General features: G+C 50.9%; 20 protein-coding genes and 1 other RNA gene. 9 read left to right on the forward strand and 12 right to left on the reverse strand.

From position 1 onward, the window contains the following. Position 1 precedes the first annotated feature (1 nt). From P8Z34_00740 to selB, 3 genes are all read left to right on the forward strand, one after another. Positions 2-1402, forward strand: coding sequence for a proton-conducting transporter membrane subunit (locus tag P8Z34_00740; GenBank protein MEJ2549189.1), 1401 nt, complete (start codon positions 2-4; stop codon positions 1400-1402). Between the two features lie 56 nt (positions 1403-1458). After that, positions 1459-2619: a hypothetical protein gene (locus P8Z34_00745; protein ID MEJ2549190.1), complete on the forward strand. Its 1161-nt coding sequence runs from the start codon at positions 1459-1461 to the stop codon at positions 2617-2619. Between the two features lie 225 nt (positions 2620-2844). After that, positions 2845-4746 (forward strand): selenocysteine-specific translation elongation factor, encoded by a 1902-nt coding sequence (gene selB, locus P8Z34_00750; protein ID MEJ2549191.1) that lies wholly within the window; start codon positions 2845-2847, stop codon positions 4744-4746. Positions 4747-4782: 36 nt separating this feature from the next. Here selB and P8Z34_00755 read toward each other — a convergent pair whose 3' ends face one another. From P8Z34_00755 to fmt, 6 genes are all read right to left on the reverse strand, one after another. Beyond that, positions 4783-5412 (reverse strand): histidine phosphatase family protein, encoded by a 630-nt coding sequence (locus P8Z34_00755; protein ID MEJ2549192.1) that lies wholly within the window; start codon positions 5410-5412, stop codon positions 4783-4785. Beyond that, entirely contained in the window at positions 5409-6629 is a 1221-nt protein-coding gene (locus tag P8Z34_00760; protein MEJ2549193.1) for an anaerobic glycerol-3-phosphate dehydrogenase subunit C, read from the reverse strand. Before P8Z34_00760 ends, P8Z34_00755 begins: the two co-directional genes overlap by 4 nt. Further along, complete coding sequence (glpB, locus tag P8Z34_00765; GenBank protein MEJ2549194.1) at positions 6626-7852, reverse strand: anaerobic glycerol-3-phosphate dehydrogenase subunit GlpB; 1227 nt, start codon at positions 7850-7852, stop codon at positions 6626-6628. Before glpB ends, P8Z34_00760 begins: the two co-directional genes overlap by 4 nt. After that, positions 7849-9408: an FAD-dependent oxidoreductase gene (locus P8Z34_00770; GenBank protein MEJ2549195.1), complete on the reverse strand. Its 1560-nt coding sequence runs from the start codon at positions 9406-9408 to the stop codon at positions 7849-7851. The genes glpB and P8Z34_00770 overlap by 4 nt, the downstream gene beginning before the upstream one ends. A gap of 82 nt (positions 9409-9490) precedes the next feature. Beyond that, positions 9491-9895 carry a GNAT family N-acetyltransferase gene (locus P8Z34_00775; GenBank protein ID MEJ2549196.1) on the reverse strand — a complete coding sequence of 135 codons (405 nt, stop codon included), beginning with the start codon at positions 9893-9895 and terminating at the stop codon, positions 9491-9493. A 123-nt stretch (positions 9896-10018) separates the two neighbouring features. Next, entirely contained in the window at positions 10019-10942 is a 924-nt protein-coding gene (gene fmt / locus P8Z34_00780; protein MEJ2549197.1) for a methionyl-tRNA formyltransferase, read from the reverse strand. A gap of 99 nt (positions 10943-11041) precedes the next feature. Here fmt and recJ point away from each other — a divergent pair, with 99 nt between their 5' ends. Further along, complete coding sequence (gene recJ, locus P8Z34_00785) at positions 11042-12754, forward strand: single-stranded-DNA-specific exonuclease RecJ (GenBank protein ID MEJ2549198.1); 1713 nt, start codon at positions 11042-11044, stop codon at positions 12752-12754. Positions 12755-12768: 14 nt separating this feature from the next. Here recJ and P8Z34_00790 read toward each other — a convergent pair whose 3' ends face one another. Continuing rightward, positions 12769-13455, reverse strand: coding sequence for a glycosyltransferase family 2 protein (locus tag P8Z34_00790; GenBank protein ID MEJ2549199.1), 687 nt, complete (start codon positions 13453-13455; stop codon positions 12769-12771). A 151-nt stretch (positions 13456-13606) separates the two neighbouring features. Between P8Z34_00790 and P8Z34_00795 the strand changes: the two genes are divergently transcribed. The 4 genes from P8Z34_00795 to P8Z34_00810 all read left to right on the forward strand — a co-directional run bounded on the left by P8Z34_00795 (position 13607) and on the right by P8Z34_00810 (position 19465). Further along, entirely contained in the window at positions 13607-14950 is a 1344-nt protein-coding gene (locus tag P8Z34_00795) for an AAA family ATPase (protein ID MEJ2549200.1), read from the forward strand. Next, the gene (locus tag P8Z34_00800) at positions 14947-15717 is read left to right on the forward strand and encodes a glycerophosphodiester phosphodiesterase family protein (GenBank protein MEJ2549201.1); all 771 of its coding nucleotides are present in this window, start codon (positions 14947-14949) and stop codon (positions 15715-15717) included. The genes P8Z34_00795 and P8Z34_00800 overlap by 4 nt, the downstream gene beginning before the upstream one ends. Positions 15718-15761: 44 nt before the next feature. Then, positions 15762-16601 carry a hypothetical protein gene (locus tag P8Z34_00805; GenBank protein ID MEJ2549202.1) on the forward strand — a complete coding sequence of 280 codons (840 nt, stop codon included), beginning with the start codon at positions 15762-15764 and terminating at the stop codon, positions 16599-16601. A 77-nt stretch (positions 16602-16678) separates the two neighbouring features. Next, entirely contained in the window at positions 16679-19465 is a 2787-nt protein-coding gene (locus P8Z34_00810; protein MEJ2549203.1) for a glycoside hydrolase family 3 N-terminal domain-containing protein, read from the forward strand. Here the strand turns inward: P8Z34_00810 and P8Z34_00815 are convergent. Next, positions 19457-20440, reverse strand: a complete 984-nt coding sequence (locus P8Z34_00815; protein MEJ2549204.1) for a serine/threonine-protein kinase — start codon at positions 20438-20440, stop codon at positions 19457-19459. The genes P8Z34_00810 and P8Z34_00815 overlap by 9 nt on opposite strands. Positions 20441-20632: 192 nt before the next feature. On the opposite strand from P8Z34_00815, the gene P8Z34_00820 reads away from it, so the two are divergent. After that, a complete protein-coding gene (locus tag P8Z34_00820) occupies positions 20633-21259 on the forward strand; it encodes an FHA domain-containing protein (GenBank protein MEJ2549205.1) in 627 nt (208 codons plus the stop codon). A 48-nt stretch (positions 21260-21307) separates the two neighbouring features. Here P8Z34_00820 and ssrA read toward each other — a convergent pair. The 4 genes from ssrA to P8Z34_00840 all read right to left on the reverse strand — a co-directional run bounded on the left by ssrA (position 21308) and on the right by P8Z34_00840 (position 24310). Beyond that, positions 21308-21711, reverse strand: a transfer-messenger RNA (tmRNA) gene (gene ssrA / locus P8Z34_00825). 159 nt (positions 21712-21870) lie between these two features. Next, complete coding sequence (locus P8Z34_00830; protein MEJ2549206.1) at positions 21871-22659, reverse strand: hypothetical protein; 789 nt, start codon at positions 22657-22659, stop codon at positions 21871-21873. After that, positions 22656-23126 carry an SsrA-binding protein SmpB gene (gene smpB / locus P8Z34_00835; GenBank protein MEJ2549207.1) on the reverse strand — a complete coding sequence of 157 codons (471 nt, stop codon included), beginning with the start codon at positions 23124-23126 and terminating at the stop codon, positions 22656-22658. Before smpB ends, P8Z34_00830 begins: the two co-directional genes overlap by 4 nt. Next, a complete protein-coding gene (locus P8Z34_00840; GenBank protein MEJ2549208.1) occupies positions 23120-24310 on the reverse strand; it encodes a S41 family peptidase in 1191 nt (396 codons plus the stop codon). Before P8Z34_00840 ends, smpB begins: the two co-directional genes overlap by 7 nt. Positions 24311-24335 lie beyond the last annotated feature (25 nt).

Consider the following 24335-nt stretch of genomic DNA (forward strand, 5'->3'; position numbering starts at 1 on the left):
GATGAGCGTGCCGTTGATCATCCTGATACTGACTGGGATACTGGCGATCGTGGTTCTACCCTTCCGAAGGCGATTGGGGTTGACGGCTTCAATCGCATCTGTTGGGGCGTTGCTGATCGGGGGGTTTACGTTGTTAGCCACGCTGGAAGAACCTTTTGTCTTACTCGGCGCTTCGTTGAAATGGAGCACAACCTGGCGATTGCTTGGAAGGTCGATGGTCCTGGATCAGGGAAATCGAGCGGCTGTTGCGTTCATGTATCTCGTTGGAAGCTTTATTTTTGGCGGTGTTTGGATTGCGCGCCCAAATCGAACTTTTATCTTCGTAGGGATCATATCGATCGGCGTGGTAGCAGCATCCTTTATGATCCAACCATTCTTGTTTGCAGCGATATTCCTTGAAATCACTGCAATGGGAGCGGTTCTCATTCTCTCGTCCAGAGAATCAAGTTCTCAATCCGGAAGTGTCCGATTACTCGTACTCTACACCATCGGAATGGTTTCCATCCTCATTGCGGGTTGGATTCTCGAAAGTCAGGGCGTCACACCGGCAACGCCGGAATTAGCCATTAGAGCGACGATTCTACTTGCGCTTGGCTTCTGCGTACTCATGGCAGTGCCGCCGTTTCATATCTGGCTCCCCGGCGTGGCGGAACAATCGAACCCGTATGCTCTGGCGTTCGTTACGATACTGCTTCAAAGTGCTGGCGTGTTTTTCCTGCTGCGTTTCCTCGACTCCTTTGTCTGGCTTCGCGAGAATCTCGGCTTGTTTCAAGGGATTCGCGTCGCCGCAATTGTCATGATTTGTCTGGGCAGCATCTGGGCGCTTGCGCAGCATTCACTTCGAAAGATCATGGCCTACGCGCTGGTTTCGGATTTCGGCGTGACCTTGTTGGCCATCGGAACAAATACACCAGCGGGGTTCCAATTGGCCATCGATATGGTAGTCGTTCGTGCGATCAGCCTTACCATGCTGGGTATCGGATTGGCGACGATTGAGAATTACAAGCCTGAATTGAAAGAAGACTTCAAGTATAAGGGAGCGGCGTATTACTCGCCGATCTCCGTTGTGGCCGTAATAACGGGGCTGCTTTCCGTGGCGGGATTTCCATTATCGGCAGGTTTTCCGGGAAGATGGGCGCTGATCGAAGCATTGCTGAATGCCGATTTAATAGCGGGTTTGTCTGTGATTTTATCGCTTGCGTGTATCGGAGCCATTGCGTTGAGATGGCTGCGAATATTCCTTTCGACGGACTACGAAGGTAAACGAATGGTGATGCCGATTTTTGAAAGAGGTTTCATGATCGCCGGTGTAGCCTTCTGCTTGTTACTTGGCATTTTCCCCCAGTTGAGTTATCCGTGGGTCGTCGAAGCAGCGGCCGGGATGACCCAATTGTTTCCGTAAGAGCCTATTGTCCGTATGCTATAATCCGCGCGCTTCTATTAACCGAGGTAAAAACCATGGAGCAAGAGCAAATTGAAAAGCGGCTTGAGTGGCTGGACGAAACTCGCAGGAAGGACGCCGATGCCATCAGCCGGTTGATGGAGCGCATGAGCAACATTGAAGAAAGCGTCAATAAACAGGTGCATCAGGGACAAGATATGTCCGAAGAGTTGACGCGCTTGAAAGCTTTGGCGGCTCGTATCAATCAATTTGACGATACGCTCGTTCAACACCGGAAAGAAGTCTCGAAGCAGTTGAAGGATGCCGAAGAGAGGCGAACGAAGAAGGAAAAGGATATTGAAAAAATAAGGCGCGCAGATCTCAAAGAAAATGCGAACACGATTGATGAAATTCGGCTGCAATTACAAGATTTAGGCAAGATTGACGAACGAGCCCAGGAGCGAAAGCAGGAGGAAATTCGTATTTCGAAGGAGTTGGATAATTTCCGCAGGGAATTGGATGATTTTATCGCCAATGACGACTTGCGTTCCCGATCGATAGCTTCAATGGAAGAAGGTAGAAAACAGGATGCGAAGAGGATTGCGGACGTTCAATCCGAAATTTCCAATGTTCGAAAAGGATCCCACGAAATTCGCGGGGAATTCGACAGCATTCTTGATCGAGTGCGGCGAATCGAAGTTCGGATTTCCGAGTTGAAGGCGAGTGAAGACGAGCAGCAAGAAGCCCAAAAAATATGGGCAGAGCAGCAAAACTTGAAACAAGCCGAGTTCGAACGTGTGTGGAAAGAGAAAGAGAAGAAGTTCGACGAATACATCAAACGAGGCGGCGAACTGGACGAACGTTTATTGGCCTTCGAGGTAGCGTATCAGAATTTAAAGCAAGTAAAAGATGATCTGGACAAAGCGTTAGACCGTCTGGAAAGAAGAATCAACGAGGTGACTGAAATGCATCGCATCAATACGGATCGGTCGAAGCAGGAGTGGAGTGCCTTCCAGGCGGATGACCAAAAGCGGTGGAATACATACAAACTGACCGCCGATGAACAATGGCGCGAGCATAGTCGGCTGCACGATAAAATCACTGCCCAGTTGGATCTTCTTGAAGAAAATTCAACCGAAGCGTTGCGTTTGTTGAACATGATGCGGGAAAATGACCTCGAACGTTTGACACATATGATGACGATGTTGCGTGAGTGGGCCGCCGAATCGAAGGAATAAAGCCATCCGATATTTCTTATGAATCAACAACTCATATCTCGCAATCATCGAGGCCTCATGAACCTTCTACTTGATGAATCGGGTGCGTTACGGTGGGATACCGAATTTGGTAGACGCAGAACCATTGGAATGATAGAACCTAATAATGTGTAAGAAACGATGCAGTGTGATCCATCGCTGCACACGAATTCCTTGTAGAAACTTGCACGGGAGTGTGGCAAAGCGATGAAGGTCATTGGAACTGCCGGACACGTGGATCATGGCAAGTCGCGTTTGATCTGGGCGCTGACCGGTATTAACCCCGACCGCTTGAAGGAAGAACAAGATCGAGAAATGACCATCGACCTCGGTTTTGCCTGGATGGAATTGCCGGACGGGGAGACGGTGGGCATTATCGATGTCCCCGGCCATCGGGATTTCATCGACAACATGCTCGCAGGCGTTGGTGCGATCGACGCCGCATTGATCGTGATCGCCGCCGACGAAGGGGTTATGCCGCAGACCCGAGAGCATCTGGCAATACTCGATTTGCTGGACGTCCACCGCGGAGTTGTAGCGCTTACGAAGGTGGATCTGGTCGAGGATGAGGAATGGCTCGATTTGGTCACGGATGAAATACGGGAGCTGCTGGCGCCGACCAGGCTTGCTTCGGCGCCGATCGTACCGCTTTCGAGCGAGACCGGTATCGGCCTCGATCGATTGGTAAGCGTGCTTCGGGAAGTGTTGGATGAAAGCGAAGAACGAAAGAACGTAGGACGGCCGAGACTTCCAATCGACCGAGTTTTCACGATTTCAGGATTTGGGACGATCGTGACGGGAACGCTGATCGATGGGGAATTGAGTGTCGGGCAGGAGGCCGTAGTGCTTCCCGGCGGGCAAAAAACACGTATCCGTGGTTTGCAAACGCATATGCAGAAAATTGAGACGGCTGTTCCCGGAAGTCGCGTTGCGGCAAATCTGACGGGCATTGAAGTCGCAGAATTAGAACGGGGAGACGTCGTTGCGCTTCCGGATACGTACGTGGAGACGCAAAATATCGAGGTGCATTACCGGCATTTGAAAGACGCGGCCGCAAAGCTGAAGCACAATATGCAACTGAGATTGTTCACCGGGTCAGCGCAGCGAGAAGCCCGCGTGCGCCTTCTCGCTCGCGATGAACTAAATCCCAGGGAGTCAGGCTGGCTGCAACTCATCCTGGACAAACCCATCGTTGCTGCTCGCGGGGATCGGTTTATCCTCCGCTGGCCTTCACCCGGAGCTACGCTGGGGGGCGGCGTGATACTCGAGCCGCATCCCGCGCATTTACGAAAACGCTTCGATGAAAGAAATATCACGAGACTGGAGAAATTGCTGCAAGGAAATACTGCGGACATCCTCGCCCAATCGCTCGACGATCTTGGCCCCGTCACGCTTCGAAAGGCGCTCGTGCATGCGAGAATCGAGGAGGGGAAAGAAGAACAGGCCATCGCGGATCTCATTGGTCAGAAGAAAATTATCGTGTTGAGCGGCGAAGCGACAGCAGAATTTCCAAAAACAGAGGACGTCGTCATCAGCCGCGGGGCTTGGGAGAATTTTGCCTTGCGGCTGCGGCATCTTCTCGAAACATTCCACCAACACAGCCCTCTGCGTTTGGGTATGCCCGTGGAAGAACTCAAAGCGAAACTGAACCTTCCCGCAAGACTTTTTCCAGTCATGCTGAATAGAGCTGCGGACGCTAACGTCGTCGCTATTGAAAACGATCGAGTTTCTATTCATGGGTATAAAGTCGAATTATCCAAACAGCAGGAAACGGCAATCGACGAATTGCTGCATGTGTTTGAGCAGAATCCGTACTCGACACCCAGCGTCAAGGAGAGCAGCCAACTGATCGGAGACGATTTGTATCGGTATTTGATTGAATCCGGAACGCTGATACAGTTGTCGAAGGACGTTGTTCTACGTTCGACCGACTTCGAGGCCTTCGTGTCAGAAATAAAACAATTCCTCGAGAAAGGGAACAGCATTACGGTCGCCCAGGTACGCGATAAGTTCCAAACTTCAAGAAAATATGCACTGGCCATCATGGAATACATGGATTCGGTCGGCATAACGATGAGAAAAGGGGACGAGCGTATCCTTGCCTCGTAGCTACATCACGAAAATGGATTCTTAGGTACACGCCGACTAAGAAGTTTCTTCTTCGAGGTGGGGTGTAGCGTTAAGCCTTACGATTTGCCAACTGGCATAGACTTCATCGTACTCCACTTGTGCAAATCCGGTGTTCTCGAAGACGAATTTAGGAGGAAAAGTCCGGCCACCGTGTGGCGCCAGTCCCAAGATGGCGCGCAGAATGGCGTTAAGGAAACCGCCGTGAGACACGACGATGTAAGTGCCTGCTGGTCGATTCATGAGTGTGAGTAGTGCATGACCGGCGCGAATAAATAGCTCGAGCCAGCTTTCTCCGTCGCCATGAATGGGCTCATACGGAGAAGGCACGCCGTCCGATGTGTACCAGGACCTGACGGTTTCGTAATTCTGGCCTTGTGCTTTGCCCAACCTGCGCTCCATCCATATTTCGTCATATTCCACCTTGCCGCCGAATTGCTGGGCGAGGATTTCAGCAGTCTCTCGCGCGCGCATGAGTGAACTGGAAAGGATGGCAGCGGGTGAATCGATCGACGTCGATAAGTACTCCGCAAGTTTCCGGGATTGAATTCGTCCTTCTTCCGAAAGTGGATAATCGGTTTGACCTTGTACGATGTGTTCGCGGTTTGCCACCGAAAGACCGTGTCTTACGAGGAACAGCCTTTTCATACGATTCCCATCGAACGAGCGAGTATTTCAAGGGGGTGGTATGCAGGCAGGTTCGTGTGTTCTGCGATCCACCAACGGCATGTTTCCGAATCCGACATAATGAAGTCGGCGTTCGTTTCGATCGCCTTGCGAAATAACCTCTCTCCAATCGCATAAGCAATCTCGAAGCGTTCGGACTTCATGCCGTAGGTGCCTGCCGCTCCACAGCAGGCGAAATCGGATACTTCGAGTTCCAGCCCGGGGATATTGCGCAGGATCGATAATGCGGGTGTACCAATCCCGTGGCTGCGCAATTGGCATGGCGGGTGATAAAGAGCACGAGCCGGCACGGGTCTGAGTTTAATTCGCGAAAGTTCATCGCTCATGAATAGAAGAATAAATTCAAAGAAATCGTAGGTCGAGTTCGCGAGTAGATTCGACTCTTCTGTATCGATCCCGAGAATGGTGCGGTAGTCATGCTTTAGCGCCAGCGTACAGGAAGGGCTGGTTCCCACAATCGGGATTTTCTCCCGTAGAAATGGTTCCAGATATCTGATGTTTTGATTGGCGAGTTTACGTGCGGCATCGAAAAGTCCATTGGATTGGAGTGGTAAGCCGCAGCAAACCTGAGGGGGTAGAAACACGTACAATCCAAGCCTTTCGAGAATCGCGATCGTAAATTCACCGATTCCGGGTTCGAAATAATTCGTACTGCAACCGTGAAAATAACCGACGGTGAGACGGGATATTTCTTCGAGGCGATTCGGCGTTTTGACAGAATAATCGCGCAGCGACCGACGCAAATTCGTCCGTGAGAAAGTCGGGAGCACCGCTTTGCTGCTGATGCCAAGATATTTATCGAGCATGGAACGCACAGCGGGTGATCTAAACAGAGAATTCGCAAGGCCCGTGAATCTCGAAGCGAGTCGCCCCAAGGTTTCGGGGCGCGAAATGATTCGATCTCTCAACGAGACCTCGCCTGCCGACCGTTCCTTCATCTTGGCGATCATTTCTGCCACCGGGACGTCATGCGGGCAAACGAGCGAGCACGTGCCACAGCTCGAGCACCATGCTTCGCTTACGTCCGGCAGGGATGCATGCGGATGCCGGAACCGGTAAGCCTGAGGACCGACGGCTTTTGGACCGAGGAATAGATCCGTCACTTTTGCGACGGGGCACGCAGCCGTGCATATGTTGCATTTGAGGCATTGGTCCGCAGCGAGGAACTCTTGGTTCATTCGAGTGCAGCCTCCGCGGCACGATATGCAGTTGCGAGATCAATGCCCTGGCGCGAACCTTCGCACTGTCGATCCGCGCCTGAAATGATGACGACCGCAGCATACAGATTTTCGAAAACCGGATCGCCATGCAGATCGAGAGGCTGCATGCGTGAATTGACGAGCAAACCGAATTTCTCGTAGGGCTGCTCCTCGAAGGGTGAGGATGCAAGCCAGGCTTGACGATCCTCTGAATGCTGAACGGGAAGATTGAAAACAGTCTCGACGATATTCCCATCCCGCCTAGCAGCCAGACCTCCGTTTAGGAAACCGCCGGTCGCCAGGATTACGCCGCGAGCATCGAGATTGTGTTCGCCCCCCGTGGTGTGAAGGACGACACCGGATACGCGCCGGACTTTCTTGCTGCGTTCTATACGTCCCGTTGCGGATGAGCCGAGGATGATGTCGACTCCCATTTTGGTCGCCGCGGCAGATAGTATCTTTTCCAGGCGCAGCCCCGGTAGGCTTGGCGGCGGAGTGGGGATTTCAAAAATTCCAATATCGAGGAAGTCTTGGAAAGCCGTAAAGATACGATGGGAATCATGAATGCCGAGCACCGCAGGGATGCCGAGACGATCAACACCTGCGAGGCGCGGTTTCCACAGCCTGGCAATCGACACCCAATCTGAGGGATTTTCAAATCGCTGAGCAAGATCTGTGGCGTAGAGATCGCGGCGAGGTGCTGCTCCTGGGAGTGGGAGCTGGATTGTACGCTCGACTGTGTAGCCGTTCATTTCGATGTTCTTGGCCAGCAGGTCCGGGAAGAAATCCCGCAGTCCGGGAATCGTGCCGATCGAGATCGGTTTGCCCTTTTGGATGCTTGTCTGGGCTAAAGATGCCGGCGCATATGCAGTGGTGTGGATTGCGCCAAATGCGGTCGGCAGGAGCGTCGCTTTCGAGAGGCTCCCAAGGAGCGGGTAGTCTGCATTCCTCGATATCTCATCGAGCATATCAACGGCGTCGTTGAGGGCGCGTTTTCCGGCCAATCGATACGGATGTGATTTCCTGAGACGGGAAAGTACCCTGGATGGCGGAGAACCAGACCACACATCGATGCAGCCATGCGAGAGGGAAAGTCCACCGTTGCCTGAAGCGACCAGCGTAACGCGGGCGCCGTGTTTTACGGCGACAATGGATGCGAATAATCCGCTAAGGCCGGCTCCAACAATCAGCACGTCCGTCACGAATCATCATCCATAAATTGCTGAACATCGAGTAGTTCGAGGTAAATTCGACGCGCAAGAGTCATCTGCCGCATGCTCTGCCCCCCGGCGAGGGGAAGCGTACCTTTCCAGCACCGATCTAGGAATGAGAAGAAGTCACGCAGCATCTCCTGTGTTTCATGTGATTGGTTGGCCAGCGCACACGCGCGAACGGCGCAAAAAGCAGCCTGACAAGGTCCCATTCCCAAACGCGTTTCACTCCGTAAATTATCCAGACTGAATTGATCTCCAGATCGAAGTGAGGTCTCTACATCCGAATGCGTAACGATTTCGCATTCACAAATCACGGAATCGTTGATCGCCTGGCAGGGTTGGTATAAATGCTTTGCCCGATCCGTAAGCAGTAAATAATTCTTTCGCTGCGGGTATATAAGCACGGAATGTGTAGAACATTCTTCCTCGACGTGGAGTTCTTTTGCCACAACGTCAACCACTTGCTCCGCCATGTACCGGAACGTGGTCAGTTTCCCACCAAAGATCGTGAGCAATCCGGAGATACTGTCCGTAATGGCGTGATCGATTAGAACGTGAGAACGCGAGACGTCTCTGGTCGTATCCGGAGTATGCCGGCCGGGATCATGTAGAGGGCGAATGCCCGACCAGGCTCGCAGCGCTCTACGGGTAGATAAGCCTGGGATTAGTTCCTCGCCATGATGGAGTAGAAAATCGATTTCGGATGGATCTATGGCGAGGTCCTCAGCAGAGGAGACCGGAACATCTGTGGTGCCAATTACCATCACCGATCCGATGGGGACGATCGCATCACCACTCGCGGGGGGACGACAGCGGTGGATCACGTGGTCGACCGTCCTGTTCGCCATCGCGATCAAGGTACCCCTGCTGTGTGTGATGGGTATGTTGATCCCTGCGAACGAGGTGACTTCGTTGGTCCAGGGTCCGGCAGCATTGACCACAATATCAGCGCCAACTTGAATCGTTTCCTGTTCGTTTTCTGCAAAGAGCTGTGCGGCAACGATTCGATTGTCCTCGATTACGAAACCCTTTAGCCGGTGATGCAGCCAGATCTGGCCTCCGATCTGGCGGATCGATTCGGCCAGGCTGTTCAGAAGATCGAAGGAATCCAATGCGCCATCGTTGAGTAAAAACGTACGGGCAATGTCTTTGGTCAGTGACGGTTCGAGTTTAAGCGCTTCCTCAGGCGCTATGCGTTCTACATCGATACCAATTTCTTGGCAGGTGCGGAACCACTCGGGGGCATAATCCGGAGGGTCAGTGTTCAAGGAAACGTAAAGCCCACCAGAATCTTCAATAACGTGAGGTACGATGTGCCGCAGAATTGAATTTTCGACGGCGCACTCGCGAGCGATATCGGGATCCGTGGTTGCGTAGCGCCCACCCGAATGCAGCAGCCCGTGGTACCGTCCCGAAGTACCTTGGCCGATGCCGCCTTGATCCACAACGACAACTTTTATCCCGCGCAGGCATGCATCCCAGGCAACCCCCAGACCCGTGGCGCCGGCGCCAACGACAAGCAATTCAGTCGAAAATGAGGGCATAGCACGGCCATTCTGCCATATAAAATGTGGTTGTCAACAGAATCGGGAGATGAAACGAAAGGAGTGCGGGAATCGATGTCGATCAGGAAGTTTCATTGAGCTCGCGGTTCAATTCGAGAAGATTTCGGTCCTCTTCATATTCCATGGCAAGGGCGAAAAAAATCAAGTCTCCTTTGTTGTGGTCCACCCGCAGCAATACGCGCGGCAATCCGGACTGGCGCGCCCACGTTTCTGCGGCCTTGATCAAACGACGACCGATGTATTGTTTTCGATACGGTTTCCGCACGATGATGGAAGCGATTTCCGCCGCTTTTTCATGGTACAGGTCGCACGTAACACGCAAATGCGCATAGCCAATAAGATGCTCGCCGGAAACCGCAAGAAGAAGGCGGTCCGATTTTGGTAAATCGTCGATGCGATTTTTAATTTCTGTAGAGGTTACAGAAAAACCTGCTTCTGTGTGAAGCAAGGCAATTTGTTCGAGCAATGGAAGGGGAGGATGGAGCGTCCGCAATATCTGCAGTTCCATCGGTCCGGAAAGTGGTTTAGAAGGTGACATAACGCGACCTCGCGATCAGTCTACCATGGAAAATCGTGATTCGCTGTTTGTTTACAGTCCAATCCTGGATCCAAGAAAATCCCTCGCTCCTCGCAAGAACGTGTCACCGGACAGTGCCTTCTTGCCCGAAATCTGGAGTACATCGAGCACGAGCACTCCCTCCTCCATACGGATTGCCGGAAAGCCGTCGACTTCGACAAGACTGCCGATCTCGGCCGAGTTTGAAGGAAGCGCATGTGCTTTTAGAACGCGTACGCGTTTATCGTCCCACTCGAAATAGGATCCGGGCCAGGGCTCGTAAGCACGGACCTGTCTGGCGACATAAACTGCCCTCTGAACGGGCGTGAACTTTCCGTCCGATTTGCGAATCAGAGGCGCGTATGTCGCTTTCTGATCGTTTTGGGGGGTGACGTCGATTTTACCTTCCAGGTAGGTTGGTAGGGTATCGATCAGCAGTTTTGCGCCGACGTGAGATAAACGCGAAAGAAGCTCTCCGGCGGTTTCTTCTTCCCCGATATCTACCTCGGATTGGGAGATAATCGGGCCTGTATCCATACCGGGATCCATTTTCATGATCGTGATGCCGGTAACCGTGTCACCGTGCAGTATTGCAGCTTGAACGGGTGCAGCACCTCGCCAGCGAGGCAGAAGAGAAGCGTGCACGTTGATGAACCCATGGACGGGGATGTCGAGAAGGGAGGCCGGAAGGATTTGCCCATACGCTGCAACAACGGCGACATCCGCTTTCCAAGTCTCGAGCTGCGTTTGAACTTCCGCTTCGCGGACCTTAAGCGGCTGGATGAAATGAATCTCGTGTTGGACAGCGTAAGATTTCACCGCAGGCGGATGCGGGTTTCGTCCTCTTCCGGCAGGACGGTCCGGCTGTGTAATCACCCCGACGACGTTAAAATTTTCGTGTAAAGCATCCAGACTGGGAAGGGCGAACTCCGGAGAGCCAACGAATACGATTCGCATATGTATATCGTAACACGCATTCCAGCTGATGAAAAACAACGCTTAATGTCGAGAAACGTGTAGAATTAGGATTGCATATTCTGATTGGGGGATGAAATGATGAAGGGAAATAATTTGAATAAGCGCTGGATTTTACCTCAACGAGTCAAGAACGCATCAACGGAAGTACTTTCAGATTTTTCGAAACTCGAAAGTCAAATCCTCGCCAATCGCGGAATTCATTCGATGGCTGATGCAGAGATGTTTTTAAGTGGGAAGGCGCAAGAGGCTGCCGACCCTTATTTGCTGGAGGGAATGAAGCCGGCAGTGCATCGACTCGAGGAGGCGATTGACGACGGCGAGAACATCGTCATCTACGGAGATTATGATGCCGACGGGGTGACAGCGACAGCGCTGCTCGTAGAGTATTTTTCGGCGTTGGGGGGCAACGTAACCCACTACATCCCGGATCGTTTTCGTGAAGGGTACGGGCTAAACCGGGATGCGCTGGATCGAATAAAGGCCAAAGGAGCGGATCTCGTCGTAACCGTAGATTGTGGAATCAGGGCTTTGGAAGAAATCCGCCACGCCAACGAACTCGGATTGGACGTGATCGTAACCGATCACCACGAGCCCGGTCCTTCATTGCCCCAGGCGTGTTCTGTAATCGATCCGAAACAAGAAAATGACGAGTATCCCTTCAAAGGACTCGCCGGCGTGGGCATTGCCTACAAGTTGACCGAAGCCATCTCCAGGAAACTAGGCACGAATTCGCACCGCGATAACCTTGACCTGGTCGCTATCGGGACGATTGCGGACATGGCGCCATTGATATCGGAAAATCGGATTATGGTGCGGGAAGGCTTGCGTGTAATCCGGAGTGAAAACCGGCTGGGCATCGTTAATCTCTGCAGGGAGGCCGGGTACGAGATTGGGCGAGTGGACGCAACAAAGATTGGATTTGGAATTGGTCCGCGGATCAACGCTGCAGGACGAGTCGATTCGGCGGAGCACGCCTTTCGTCTATTGGTGACGACGGATGACGTTCGATCCAGAGAATTGGCGACGTCGTTGGAGCAGTTGAATCAGAAGCGCAGAACGATTATGCGGCAGTCGATCGAGAAAGCCCGGCAACTCGGACTGGATGCAGGCCGGGAGATGGATTTCATCTTCGTGGCCGACGAGTCATTTAGCGAGGGCATTATTGGTCTGGTCGCCTCGCGACTCGTGGACGAATTCTACAGGCCGGCAATTGTGGCGGTAAAGGGAGAGCGGAGCACCAGAGCATCCGGCAGAAGTGTCCCGGAATTTCATATCACGAATGCCTTAGAGCGTTGTGCCGACCTTTTGGAACGATTCGGCGGACATTCGGCGGCCGCAGGATTTAGCGTGGCAAACGAAAATCTCGATGAATTGGAAGCACGATTGCGCGAAATCGCATCTTCTCAGCTATCCGGAATAGAATTGCGACCTGCCATTACCCTCGATGCGGTTGTTGGTTTTGAGGATCTTGATTGGAAATTGCAGGAGTTCATCGAAAGGATCGAGCCTTGTGGTGAAGGAAATCCGGTACCTCAATTTGCTGCCGCCAATACCAGAGTGTTGGGCAAGAGACAGGTAGGCAAAGACGGCACCCATCTCAAATTGACTTTGAAACAGGGCGGTAAAGTGTTCGATGCCATCGCGTTTCGCAAGGGCGAGTTATACTCGACGCTGCCCGAATTTATCGATATCGCATTCAAATTAGAACGAAGTGATTATTGGAATACCCCAAGCCTGGAATTGAATATAAGCGACATTAAAGAAGCGGGCTCGATCGATAAGATCGGGTGATATGTCTGGCCTGACTAATCAACGAGACGGTATTTGAATAGTGTCCACACAGCCTCAAAAGCATCTTTCAGCCCGATCTTCTTTCCTTCCGCATATTCACGTGGGTAGAAGGATATGGGCACTTCTACGATGCGGACTTTGCGTTTCAGCAGCTTCGCAGTGATCTCGGGTTCAAAATCGAATCGATTGGATCTCAAGGGAATGGATTGGATTAGTTCCCTTTTGAAGAGTTTGTATCCCGTTTCCATGTCGGTGAGAATGCTGTTGTAGAGAAGATTGGTCATGAATGTCAGCAATTTGTTGGCAACCATGTGCCAAAACATCGCTGAACGACGCGGGGCTCCTAAGAAGCGCGATCCGTATACGACGTCCGCTACCCCATCCTCCATTGGTTTCAGAAGCGCGGGATAATCTCTGGGATCGTATTCGAGATCGGCGTCTTGAATCAAAACCAGATCCGAGGCTGCCGCATGGATGCCCGTACGGACCGCAGCGCCTTTTCCCGAGTTTTTCTCATGCAGGATAAGATTGATCTTGGGATGCGAATTCTGCATTTCATGCAGGATTTCCCGAGTGCCGTCTGTCGAACCATCGTCGACAATCACGATTTCGTCGACCAAATCTAAAGCATCGACCCGTTTCAATATTTCTTCGATCGTATTTTTTTCGTTAAACACCGGCATAACGATTGTAAGCGTCATAACGCCGATTGTACCTGTAATGCGGTGAAATGGGAATAAGTGGGCATTTGCTCACAGGGCGGGCTGTATATATAATCCAAGATGCGCGTTATCCAATTCATAGCATTGGTGGCGTTTTTATCGAATTAATTCGTAGGTAGGGAGGTACGGGATGTCATTACCTCGAAGTTCAGTTGTGTCGAAACGTCGTGAGCGAGCGACCACAACTTCCAACTTAAGATTCACCCCGGCCCCTGTAAGTCGTGTCGAAGATACGGGGCTTACTCAGCTTTGGCTTCAGGACCTGGCGCTGAAAATTCTATACTTCCAGGGCTACAAAACGGGATTCAGCGTGGCCGAAACAATCTCGCTTCCGTTTGCGGGAATCGTGGATCAAATCCTGGAAGCACTCAAACGGGAAAAATTCGTCGAAGTAAAGACCCAGGTGGGTTTCGGCGAAGGTTCGTACCAGTACGCAATTACAGGTGCTGGGATCGCTCGAGCTCGTGAAGCGCTGGACCGCAGTCAATATGCCGGACCGGCGCCCGTACCTCTGGAGGTCTACAACGATTCTATCCGCCGCCAAAGCCGCGGCAGGCCAACCGTACATCCCAGGATGATGCGTGAGGCATTATCCGATCTGACGCTCTCCGATAGAACGTTCAACAAAATCGGCCCCGCGGTGAATTCGGGAACTTCGATATTTTTATATGGACCTCCCGGAAACGGTAAGACTTCGATCGCGCAGGCAATCGGAGAAATCTTACTCGAAGAGGATTTGTACATTCCATACGCAATTGACATCGACGGTCAAGTCGTGAAAATGTACGATTCGGTCAACCATCAACTTGCACATGAAGAGGACGTTACAGAATCGGGCACGGGAAAATCGGGTTCTAAACGCGATCCGCGTTGGGTGAAGATCAAGAGACCCTTCGTTGTCGTCGGTGGGGAATTGACCATGGCGGGTCTCGACTTGGTCTATGATGACGTCAACAAATACTACGAAGCTCCATTCCAGGCCAAGGCGAACGGCGGCGTATTTCTCATTGACGACTTCGGCAGGCAGCAGGTTCGACCTAGAGATCTTCTAAATCGCTGGATCGTGCCGCTAGAAAATCGCATCGACTATCTCACGCTGCACAACGGACGGAAGGTCGAGTTGCCCTTCGACGTTTTGGTTGTGTTCTCGACCAATCTTCCGCCGCGCGATTTGGTTGACGAGGCATTCCTGCTCAGATTGCGGCACAAGATCGAAGTTGGCGATCCTACGTATGATGAATATCGGCAGATATTCAAGAAGGTTGCCGAGGGGAAGGGTGTAATTTATTCCGACCAGGGTTTGGCGTACATGCTTCAGGAATGGTACATCAAAAGAAATCGTAAATTGCGGGCATCGCATCCTCGTGACATATGCGATCAAATTTTGGATATTTCAAGATATCTCGGCGTCGAACCAGAGATGACGAAGGAAATGATCGACCAAGCATCTGAGGCGTACTTCGTCGAATTATGACAAAACGCAATATTATCAGTTGGCATTCTGACGCCCCGTTGGTGATTGCACACCGCGGGGCGTCTTTACAAGCACCGGAAAACACTATTGCTGCATTTTGCCTGGCAGCCGATTTGGGTGCGGATGCGATTGAGATGGACGCCAAGCTGACTGCTGACGATCGTGTTGTGCTCCATCACGACCTGCGATTGGAAAGGACGACGAACGGTACTGGGCGAGTGAAGTCATGGAATTTAAACGAAATCAAGCAATTGGACGCCGGCGAGAAATTTGACCTAAGCTTTAGAAACGAAAGAATTCCCACCCTCGAGGAAGTGATAGAAGCTGTTGGCGATCGACTGCTGTTGAACATTGAGTTGACCAACTACGCTTCACCGTTTGACGCATTACCGGATATCGTCGTCCGGATCATACGACAATACGGAATCCAAGGTAGCGTGCTTATCTCATCTTTCAATCCAAAAGCACTTCTCCGGGTTCGTAAAATTGAACCGGAAATACAATGTGGGTTGTTGATCAAATCATCGGAACCAAGATGGTTAAGACGTCTGCTGCGAATTGTGGTAGCGCACGATGCCGTTCATCCCAGTTTTGGCATACTTGGTCAGAATGAGATGGAAGAATATAAACGAAGTGGGAAGCGGGTGTTCGTCTGGACAGTGAATTTGTATGAGGATGTCATTCAGATGCTACGCCTGGGTGTTGATGGTATCATCACTGATGATCCGGGGTTTGTGCGGGGCATAATTACGCGCGGTTGGCAATAGTAGATGTATTACACTTCATGCGTTTCGTTGTGGCGAGGGAGGCAATGTTGAAGGAACAAGAGGAATGGACGATAAGCGATCTGATCTGTGCGTGCATCTCGAGACAGGTAGTAAACGGCGAGGTCGTCGCGCAAGGACTGGCAACTCCGCTTGTGGCTGCAGGGTACTTGCTTGCCTGGTACACACATGCGCCCGATCTTTACTTTGCTTCGGCGATCGGACAGAGTGTATGCCGTGAGGGTGCCTCATTAGGACTTGCGGATGTAGAAGCGCTGTGGTTGGAAAATGCGTTGAATCACTACAGTTTCGTTCAAGTCGCAATGGAATTTCTGCCACGCATACGTCCGAAGGAATTCTTCCGTCCTGCCCAAGTGGATTCGCATGGAAATTTCAACAACATTGCCTTCGGTGGCAATTATCGGCAGCCCAGGATGCGGCTTCCCGGAAGCGGAGGGATACCGGATGTGACGCCGATCCTTTCCGATATCTACCTCTACGTTCCCCGGCATTCAAAAGTCACGTTTGTCGATAAATTGGATTACTTATCTGGATTGGGGCATCACCCGAAGAGGACGAAAGGAAGTGGTCCTCGCTATCTCGTGACAGATCTCGGCCAATTTGATTTTGAGGGCGGCAAGATGCGTATTACGCATCTGCATCCAGGTGTAGCACTGGAAAGAGTCGTGGCAAAAACGGGTTTCGAACTCGAAGTGTCGCCGGACTTAACCGAGACTGAGCCACCCTCGCGGGAAGAGATTTATTTGCTTTATGACGTCATTGATCCCCTGGGAATCCGTCGTTTGGAGTCAATGAGTGGACCGAAAAGGCGGGATGCGATGCGGGATGTGCTGATGAAAGAACTTGCGCATAGCCATAATGTGTAACCATGTTTATCTTATGAATTGAAATCATTACCTCAGTTCGCTTGTTCCCTTACGATCACGAGGATATACTTCGGCATATGCGACGTTTTTTATTGGTTATCATCTCCCTTAGCATGGTTCTGATTCCGTACGTCGGAATCGGGGAGGCTTCTGGACTCACGCAAACAGATCCCGCTGCGGATTTGTTGGAAAATATGACGCCCGAAGAAAGAGTCGGGCAGCTTTTTCTTGTCACCTTCGAGGGTAGAGAAATCGAAATCGACGATCCTGTTTATAAGCTTATCGTCGATAATCATGTTTCCGGTGTTCTACTCGAAAAGAACAACAATAATTACGGTGAAGGTCCGGATGCGTTGCGAGACATTCGAAATTTAATTTCCACGTTGCAAGACATCGAAAGCTCGGGCTCAAGCGATCCTGCGAATTCTCAGGTCTATATCCCTCTTCTCATTGCGACCCGTTTCGAGAGTGGGTGGCCGTATTCGGAAATACTTTCAGGATTATCTGATTTGCCGGATCAAATGGCGATCGGCGCAACCTGGAATACCGATTATGCATACCAAGTGGGGAGTGTGATCGGGAGGGAACTGGATGCCCTGGGTTTCAACTTTCTAATCGGACCTTCGCTGGATGTGCTCGAGGAACCTCGTCTCGTTAAAGAAGGTGATCTCGGCGTACGCACCTTTGGTGGTGATCCCTATTGGGTCGGACAATTGGGGCGTGCGTATATTTCCGGCGTTCATGACGGTTCAAACAACGGTATGAGTGTCGTCGTAAAACACTTTCCCGGACTTGGCAGTGCAGACCGGCCAATCGAAGAAGAAGTAGCCACTGTGCGGAAATCTCTGGAACAGTTAAAACAAATTGAATTGGCACCGTTTTTCTCGGTGACGGGAGCTGCCCCTGGATCGAACAGCGAGATCGCAGATGGATTGCTCGCTTCCCATATCCGTTACCAGGGTTTCCAGGGAAATGTGCGTGCAACCACACGACCGATCAGTCTCGATCCGCAGGCTTATTCACAATTGATGGCGCTCGAGCCGTTGGCAGTGTGGCGGGAGGCGGGAGGCGTCACCGTTAGCGATTCTTTGGGCACGCGGGCAATTCGACGTTTTCGGGATCCAACAGAACGGACTTTCAAATCACACCTTGTCGCAAGGGATGCATTTTTAGCAGGTAACGACCTTTTGATACTGTCTGATTTCAAAAATCCGGAAGATGAAACAGAATTGGCGACCATACAATTTACGTTGGATTTCTTTGCACAAAAATATCGAGAAGATACATCCTTTGCCCAGCTTGTAGATAACGCCGTGATGAGGATCCTCAACCTGAAATTGCGTATGTTCGGAGAAGAATTCCGAAGAGCGCGGGTTTATCCGCCGTCATTTTTCCCCGGAGGTCTCGGGGAAAATTCCGAAATCACAGCGCTGGTCGCCATGTCGGCATCAACGCTGGTCAGCCCATCGCAGGATGAAGTTATTCAAAGGCTCGGTGGTGCTCCTCAATTGGGAGAACGAATATTGTTTTTTACCGACGTTAGGATGGTGCGGCAGTGCTCGACCTGCGAGGATCAACAATGGATGAACGTACGCGGCTTAGAACAGACGGTATTGAGTCTGTATGGTCCGGCCGCTGCGGGTGAAGTGGGTTCGTGGAATTTAAGTTCATATAGTATGGCGGATTTAGCCTATTTCCTTGGTGCGCCGGTTGAGGGAGTTGTCGAGACGGCTCTTGCACCGCCCGAAGAACTGGAGCAGTTACTCATATCGGCAGACTGGCTCGTATTTTCTGTACTGGACGGCAGCGAAGACGTGTATGGATCGAACGCGCTGAAATTGTTATTGGATCAACGTCCTGATCTGGCACGAAATAAACAATTGGTTGTTTTCGCACACGATATACCTTACGGCTTGGACGCGACGGATATCAGTAAAGTCGATGTATATTACGCACTCTATGGCAGCAGCCCCATATTTGTCGATGTCGCCGCGCACCTGCTGTTTTTAGAGCAATCAGCTCCAGGGGCTTCCCCGGTCAGCATACCCGGTATTGGATACGATCTGATCGAAGCCACATCGCCTGATCCTGAACAATTGATTACACTTCTGCGAATTGGAGCAACACCAAGTGAAGCCGGGGGAGAAAATACGGAAGAAGAAAATCCAGAGTTATCGATCGGCGATGTTGTAACATTGAAAACGGGCCGGATACTCGATACGAATGGACATCACGTTCCGGATGGAACGGTCGTAGAGTTTATGATTACTCAACAAGGCGAAAACATAACCTCCACGACCGTAGATGCGACGACGCAAATGGGGTATGCTGAAATCAGCATTACATTAGAACGATTGGGGCTGATGACCATAACCGCGCGCAGCGATCCGGCACGCACGTCTGAAACTTTGCAGATCAACATTCAGGAAGGGGCGCCGATCGAGGAGGCGGTCGTGACGCCGACGCAAGTGCCCACTTCCGATGCTGCGACGGAGGATGTAGCTCAGCCACCGACACCTTCCGCCACCTTGACCAGCGGGGGGGAAGAAACAGGTACGGAAAAGGACGTTATTACTTTTCCGCACTTCTTATTCGGAATGCTTGGGGTATTGTTTTCAGGAAGCTACGCTTACATGCTTGCAAATCGCAGCGGAATGACAGAAAAGATGCAAATGCGCTGCGCGATGATACCCATAATTGGGAGCCTGATTGGCTATAATTATGTTGCACTAGGATTTCCCGGAAGCAACGTGCTCCTGCAGTCATTGGGGATGTTTGCAGGATTAATAATGACCATCGTATGGGGTTTAATATGTGTGGTCGCGGTGAAAATATGGTGTCTCGAATTCGTCAAATCAACGTGAGATTGTCAAGGCTGACACAATAAACAGGAGCATTGCTAGCCCGATCAGCGCGCGATCGACTTTTGATCGGAAGAAGACTTGATATTTGTTCGGAAAGGATTGCTGAATACGCATTCTCGTCGGAAGTGCATCACCGAACAAAGCCGTTCGAAGCGAGGCGATATCCTGGGGTCGATCATCAGGGTGCAGTGCAAGCGCCCACATCACAACCTCGCTTACTTTGGTATCGATGGCATTGTTGATGCTCTTTGGTGAAGGCAATCCATCTGGCTGCAAGAACCTTTGCTTGGCATCCATTGGAGGGTGGTTGGTGAGCAGATGATAAAGTGTAGCGCTGAATGCATAGATATCGCTGCGAACATCTGTATGACCGGTGTCGCCACCGTATTGTTCGAGCGGTGTGTATAAAGCAGTACCGCGCCCCTGTATAACGGTAACCGTCATCTCATCTGGCGCCATTTGTTTTACGAGTCCAAAGTCTACCAGTTTTACCAAACCCGACGGAGTGAGTTTGAGGTTGCTTGGCTTAATATCGCGATGGATTACCGGAGGGGTTTGGGCGTGGAGATATTCCAGGGCATCCGCCAATTGTGATCCCCACTCAAGCACTTCAGATTGATCTAAAAATTCACCCTTTCGGCGTGCTCGGTCCATCACCGTTTTTAGATCGTCGCCGGGGACAAAATCCATTACAAGGTAATCACACTCGTCAACGGAGAAAAAGTCGGACACTTTGGGCAGATTTGGATGATCCAGACGAGCAAGAACGGAAGCCTCACGATAGAATTGCTCGTGAGCTTGTGTGCGTAGATCATCAGGGATGTTTCGATCTTGTTGCACTTCTTTGACGGCGCACTGACGTCCTGGGAGGCGGAGATCTTCAGCCAGATAGATCGATCCCATACCGCCACGGCCGATGATTCGCAATATTGTATAGCGCTCTTTTAGAACTTGATCCTTAGTCAGAGGTTTCAATGATCGTCCCTCAAGTTTAGGGCTTACGAAAACAGCGCGGCGGCATTTAATACCTACTCGAAAGCAATTTGCCGTAGCTCTTGACGCCGCCGCATACAATTGGATTATACTCAGATATGCGTACGCAGCCAGTAGTACCATCGGAGAGGTGGTTCCGTGCCAGATGAAGAGCTGGATGTCCCTTATATCGTAATGCAGACAGGGAAGCTGACAGGAGAACGTCGATCGCTTGACGATGACACTTTCATCATCGGGAGAGGTGCGGACAGTGATCTTGTCATACAGGATCGACAAGTATCCAGGTATCACGCAAGAATACGACAAACACCGGAAGGGTACGTGATCGAAGATCTGGGGAGTAAAAACGGTACCCATCTTAATGGTGTAAAAATACCTGGGCCTGTTCTACTGCAGGATGGCGACGTGATCCAAATTGCATTGGCGATGGAAATCATTTTCATTGGTGTGGATGCGACTGTACCTCTGTCCGAACAGCAGGCAACGCAGATGGGTTTGGGCAGATTAAAAATGGATCCACAGGCTCACCGAGTGACGATTTACGATGAGGAAATCGAGCCGCCGTTATCTCCACCACAGTATCGTCTGCTTGAATTGCTGCACAGGAATGGTTCTCGCGTAGTAACCAGAGATGAAATCGCTGAAGTTGTCTGGCCCGGCACGAAGGGGGTTGGAGTGTCGAATCAAGCGATAGACGCATTGATACGTCGTTTGCGTGACCGGCTAGGCGCCGTCGATCCTGATCATCCGTATATCGAAACGGTTCGCGGATTGGGTTTTCGATTTAACAATCCCGTTTGACGTTCAATTCATATAAGAATTGAAAAAGCGCACAGATAAATGTGCGCTTTGTGGAGATGGCGGGAATCGAACCCGCGTCCGAAGATGTTGATTGCTGAACGTCTACAAGCGTAGTCGATCTATTACTTTTTCACTCGTTACAGTTGCCAATCGACAGGCTTCTGATTGAGCTATCCACTAGAGCCCGAGAGCTCTGCTAACACGCGAGCCGTGGAATCTCGTGTGGTACCTCGTCCATTTGTCACCGATCTGTTCACCGGACAAGGGAGGTAAACAGCGGCGGGTCTTGTATTTACAAGACCGGAGCTCGTTCTCTAGCAGTTTATGCCGCTAAAGGAAGAGCCGCAAAGTCAGTGCGTTTGGCACTTAAGGTTTTGCACTGATTTTTCGAGATCGGTGCCTCTCGGCTTGCAGTCCAGTATCATCCAACTCCGTCGAAACCGATCATCCCCAGAGAAATTATATCATTGAAAACAAGTAAAGATATTTTGTAAAAATGCGCATAGCCATACACTTATAATACTTACATTTTCGCTAAATAATTTCTTATTAAATAATAACAGGCTATGCGAAATGTATGTTGAGGATTATTTTCATCTCGCGGGGGAGAACTACCATGTGCTGTCCGGGAAAGTGGTGATTGAAGCGGCTGTATGAATGTGCTTGTACATCGTTACATACGTAAAGGGTTCGCCAAGAATACCGTCGTGGATCGACCAACTTCTGCCGCGGATCGTTTTCTCCATCCCTTTCATGCGGAACGGGGTGCTGTCATCGAGTTTATTATACAGAGGCCCGTCTTTGGAAAATTGCTCATTGATTGCGTGCATACGCTTTAAACCTTGTTGATAGGCGAAACCGTAGCGTTCGAAAATAACGGCGTTATGGTAATACAATGGCTCCACGAAATATATCGTCTGTCCCAGCGATTCGGCGAAATCTTCAAACGCACGAATTGAATGCTGCAATATCCTCAAACCACTGCGAACTTGACCAGGCGCGAGCCCCGCTTTCATGGCAGACAACTCGGCCTCAATGTTGCGCCTGAGTGTGCCAAAATCCGTCTTCGACCCGTCGGGCATACGGTCGACATTATAACGGGGAGAATCGGGATCGTTGACGATATACAATAATATATGCAGCTGTCCGTTAATCGTGTCAGTTATATGGGCGTAAAGCAGGGGATCCTCGGCTTCATAAGAATGACGTAGGTCTAGAATGACCTCTGTGCTGCCTGATTCACACTCAAGCCGCAGGAGATCTCGCCCTTCGACATCTTTGTAATCGGAGGGGAGGTTGAAACGTTGACGTAACACCTCAGGTATAAAACGTCGATAAATCGAAGTCTTTTCCCCAAGCGTGAGCTGATTTACGGCAGCTATCGATTGGGGACTCATCATGAACGATTCCTCTTTGACATGCTGCGATCGATTTCACGTTGAGCGTCACGTTTGGCAATCGCACGCCGTTTGTCATACTTCCGTTTGCCACGTGCGAGAGCAATTTCGACTTTTACACGGCCGCGTTTAAAATACATCCGGAGTGGAATGATCGTGTACCCACGCTGTTGCATCAAGTCCTTCAGCTTCGAGATCTCTCGCCCGTGCAAGAGAAGTTTCCGCGACCGCTTCGGATCATGATTGAAACGACTCGCCGGATCGTAAGGCGCAATGTGGACATTGACCAACCATGCTTCCATATCCGTTATTTGAACATACGCCTCCCGCAAGCTTACTCGGCCGGCACGTATCGATTTTATTTCCGTTCCCTTCAAGACGATCCCAGCCTCGAAGGTATCGTACAGGAAATAATCGTGGGTTGCTTTCCGATTCGTAGCGATGTTCTTCGTTCCGGTCTGCTTCACAATCCACCTGGCGAGGTTTCTTTCAAGTATTGAATGGCCGCTTGAAGAAACGGCTCGTTGTCTCCATTATCTGTGCTAATGGGAATATCCGGTTGTAATCCTTGTTGATCAAATCTCTCCAGATCCGGCGTCATCCAGCGCGCGGATGTAATATATAAACTGGACCCGTCTCTCAAAACGAGTACCGATTGTACAACTCCCTTGCCAAAAGTTGGACGGCCGATCAACGGCGCGCGTCCATTGGCTTGCAGTGCTGCCGCAACGACTTCCGCAGAACTCGCAGTGGCATCGTTGACGAGGACGACGAGAGGGATATTTTGGCCTTCACCCGGGTTTTCCACATCGTACTGGATACGTTCCTCTCCCTTCTTCTGCTCGTATAATATCGTTCCTTCCGGAAGGAAGAATTCAGCCACCGCCACGCCGGAATCCAATATTCCACCTGGATTGTTGCGTAAATCTACTATAACAGCCTTCACGCCATTCTTGAGAAGATCGTCATAGGTTTGTTCGATCTCTCTAGGCGTCTGCTCACTGAATAATGAAATCTCGATCACGGCAATGTGCGTTTCCTGTTCGAGGAAATAGCTGGAAACTGAAGGAATGGCGAACGTCTGTCGCTCGATGCTGAGAATGATCTCAGTTCCTTCCGCATTTCGGCTTGCAAGTGTAATTATGACCTCCATCCCGACGGGGCCGCGAATCATCGATAGCACTTCGTCTTGATCCATCTCCGAGAGGACCGGCTCGCCATCTACAGCGATAAGAATGTCGCCGTCCACGACGCCTGCGGTGGCTGCAGGACTTCCCTCGAATGGAAAGAGGCGATAACGGCCATTCTCATCGCGCGACAAGTGTGCCCCAATTCCGCCATATTCTCCACTGAGGGTGTCGGATTGAATTTCGGATGCCGCGGGCTCGAGATATATCGTGTAGGGATCTCCAATAATCATGCCTTTGATCATCCCGCGCTCCAATTCAATTTGTTCCGGAAGCTCGCCCAGGAAATATTCGTCAATCAGATTCTGGGCTTCTTTCACCAAGGCATAGTGCTCGTTCGATGGAGGCCACAATGCATGAATTTGATATCCTACTATCACAGAAGGAAGAACTAGAAGGATGCTATACAAAAGTAATACCAAGAGCCTACGTTTTGAATCTAGCATAGTAAAGTCCATGCCTGGCATTGTAGCACGACTTCGTCCACCCATA

Source organism: Anaerolineales bacterium (assembly GCA_037382465.1).
Classification (GTDB): domain Bacteria; phylum Chloroflexota; class Anaerolineae; order Anaerolineales; family E44-bin32; genus WVZH01.

What these genes read in the sequence shown, in the direction of transcription:
- P8Z34_00740 (MEJ2549189.1), top strand. Translation starts at nt 2, where the DNA reads ATGAGCGTGCCGTTGATCATCCTGATACTGACTGGGATACTGGCGATC.
- P8Z34_00745 (MEJ2549190.1), top strand. Translation starts at nt 1,459, where the DNA reads ATGGAGCAAGAGCAAATTGAAAAGCGGCTTGAGTGGCTGGACGAAACT.
- selB (MEJ2549191.1), top strand. Translation starts at nt 2,845, where the DNA reads ATGAAGGTCATTGGAACTGCCGGACACGTGGATCATGGCAAGTCGCGT.
- P8Z34_00755 (MEJ2549192.1), bottom strand. Translation starts at nt 5,412, where the DNA reads ATGAAAAGGCTGTTCCTCGTAAGACACGGTCTTTCGGTGGCAAACCGC.
- P8Z34_00760 (MEJ2549193.1), bottom strand. Translation starts at nt 6,629, where the DNA reads ATGAACCAAGAGTTCCTCGCTGCGGACCAATGCCTCAAATGCAACATA.
- P8Z34_00770 (MEJ2549195.1), bottom strand. Translation starts at nt 9,408, where the DNA reads ATGCCCTCATTTTCGACTGAATTGCTTGTCGTTGGCGCCGGCGCCACG.
- fmt (MEJ2549197.1), bottom strand. Translation starts at nt 10,942, where the DNA reads ATGCGAATCGTATTCGTTGGCTCTCCGGAGTTCGCCCTTCCCAGTCTG.
- recJ (MEJ2549198.1), top strand. Translation starts at nt 11,042, where the DNA reads ATGAAGGGAAATAATTTGAATAAGCGCTGGATTTTACCTCAACGAGTC.
- P8Z34_00790 (MEJ2549199.1), bottom strand. Translation starts at nt 13,455, where the DNA reads ATGACGCTTACAATCGTTATGCCGGTGTTTAACGAAAAAAATACGATC.
- P8Z34_00795 (MEJ2549200.1), top strand. Translation starts at nt 13,607, where the DNA reads ATGTCATTACCTCGAAGTTCAGTTGTGTCGAAACGTCGTGAGCGAGCG.
- P8Z34_00800 (MEJ2549201.1), top strand. Translation starts at nt 14,947, where the DNA reads ATGACAAAACGCAATATTATCAGTTGGCATTCTGACGCCCCGTTGGTG.
- P8Z34_00805 (MEJ2549202.1), top strand. Translation starts at nt 15,762, where the DNA reads ATGTTGAAGGAACAAGAGGAATGGACGATAAGCGATCTGATCTGTGCG.
- P8Z34_00810 (MEJ2549203.1), top strand. Translation starts at nt 16,679, where the DNA reads ATGCGACGTTTTTTATTGGTTATCATCTCCCTTAGCATGGTTCTGATT.
- P8Z34_00820 (MEJ2549205.1), top strand. Translation starts at nt 20,633, where the DNA reads ATGCAGACAGGGAAGCTGACAGGAGAACGTCGATCGCTTGACGATGAC.
- P8Z34_00830 (MEJ2549206.1), bottom strand. Translation starts at nt 22,659, where the DNA reads ATGATGAGTCCCCAATCGATAGCTGCCGTAAATCAGCTCACGCTTGGG.
- P8Z34_00840 (MEJ2549208.1), bottom strand. Translation starts at nt 24,310, where the DNA reads ATGCCAGGCATGGACTTTACTATGCTAGATTCAAAACGTAGGCTCTTG.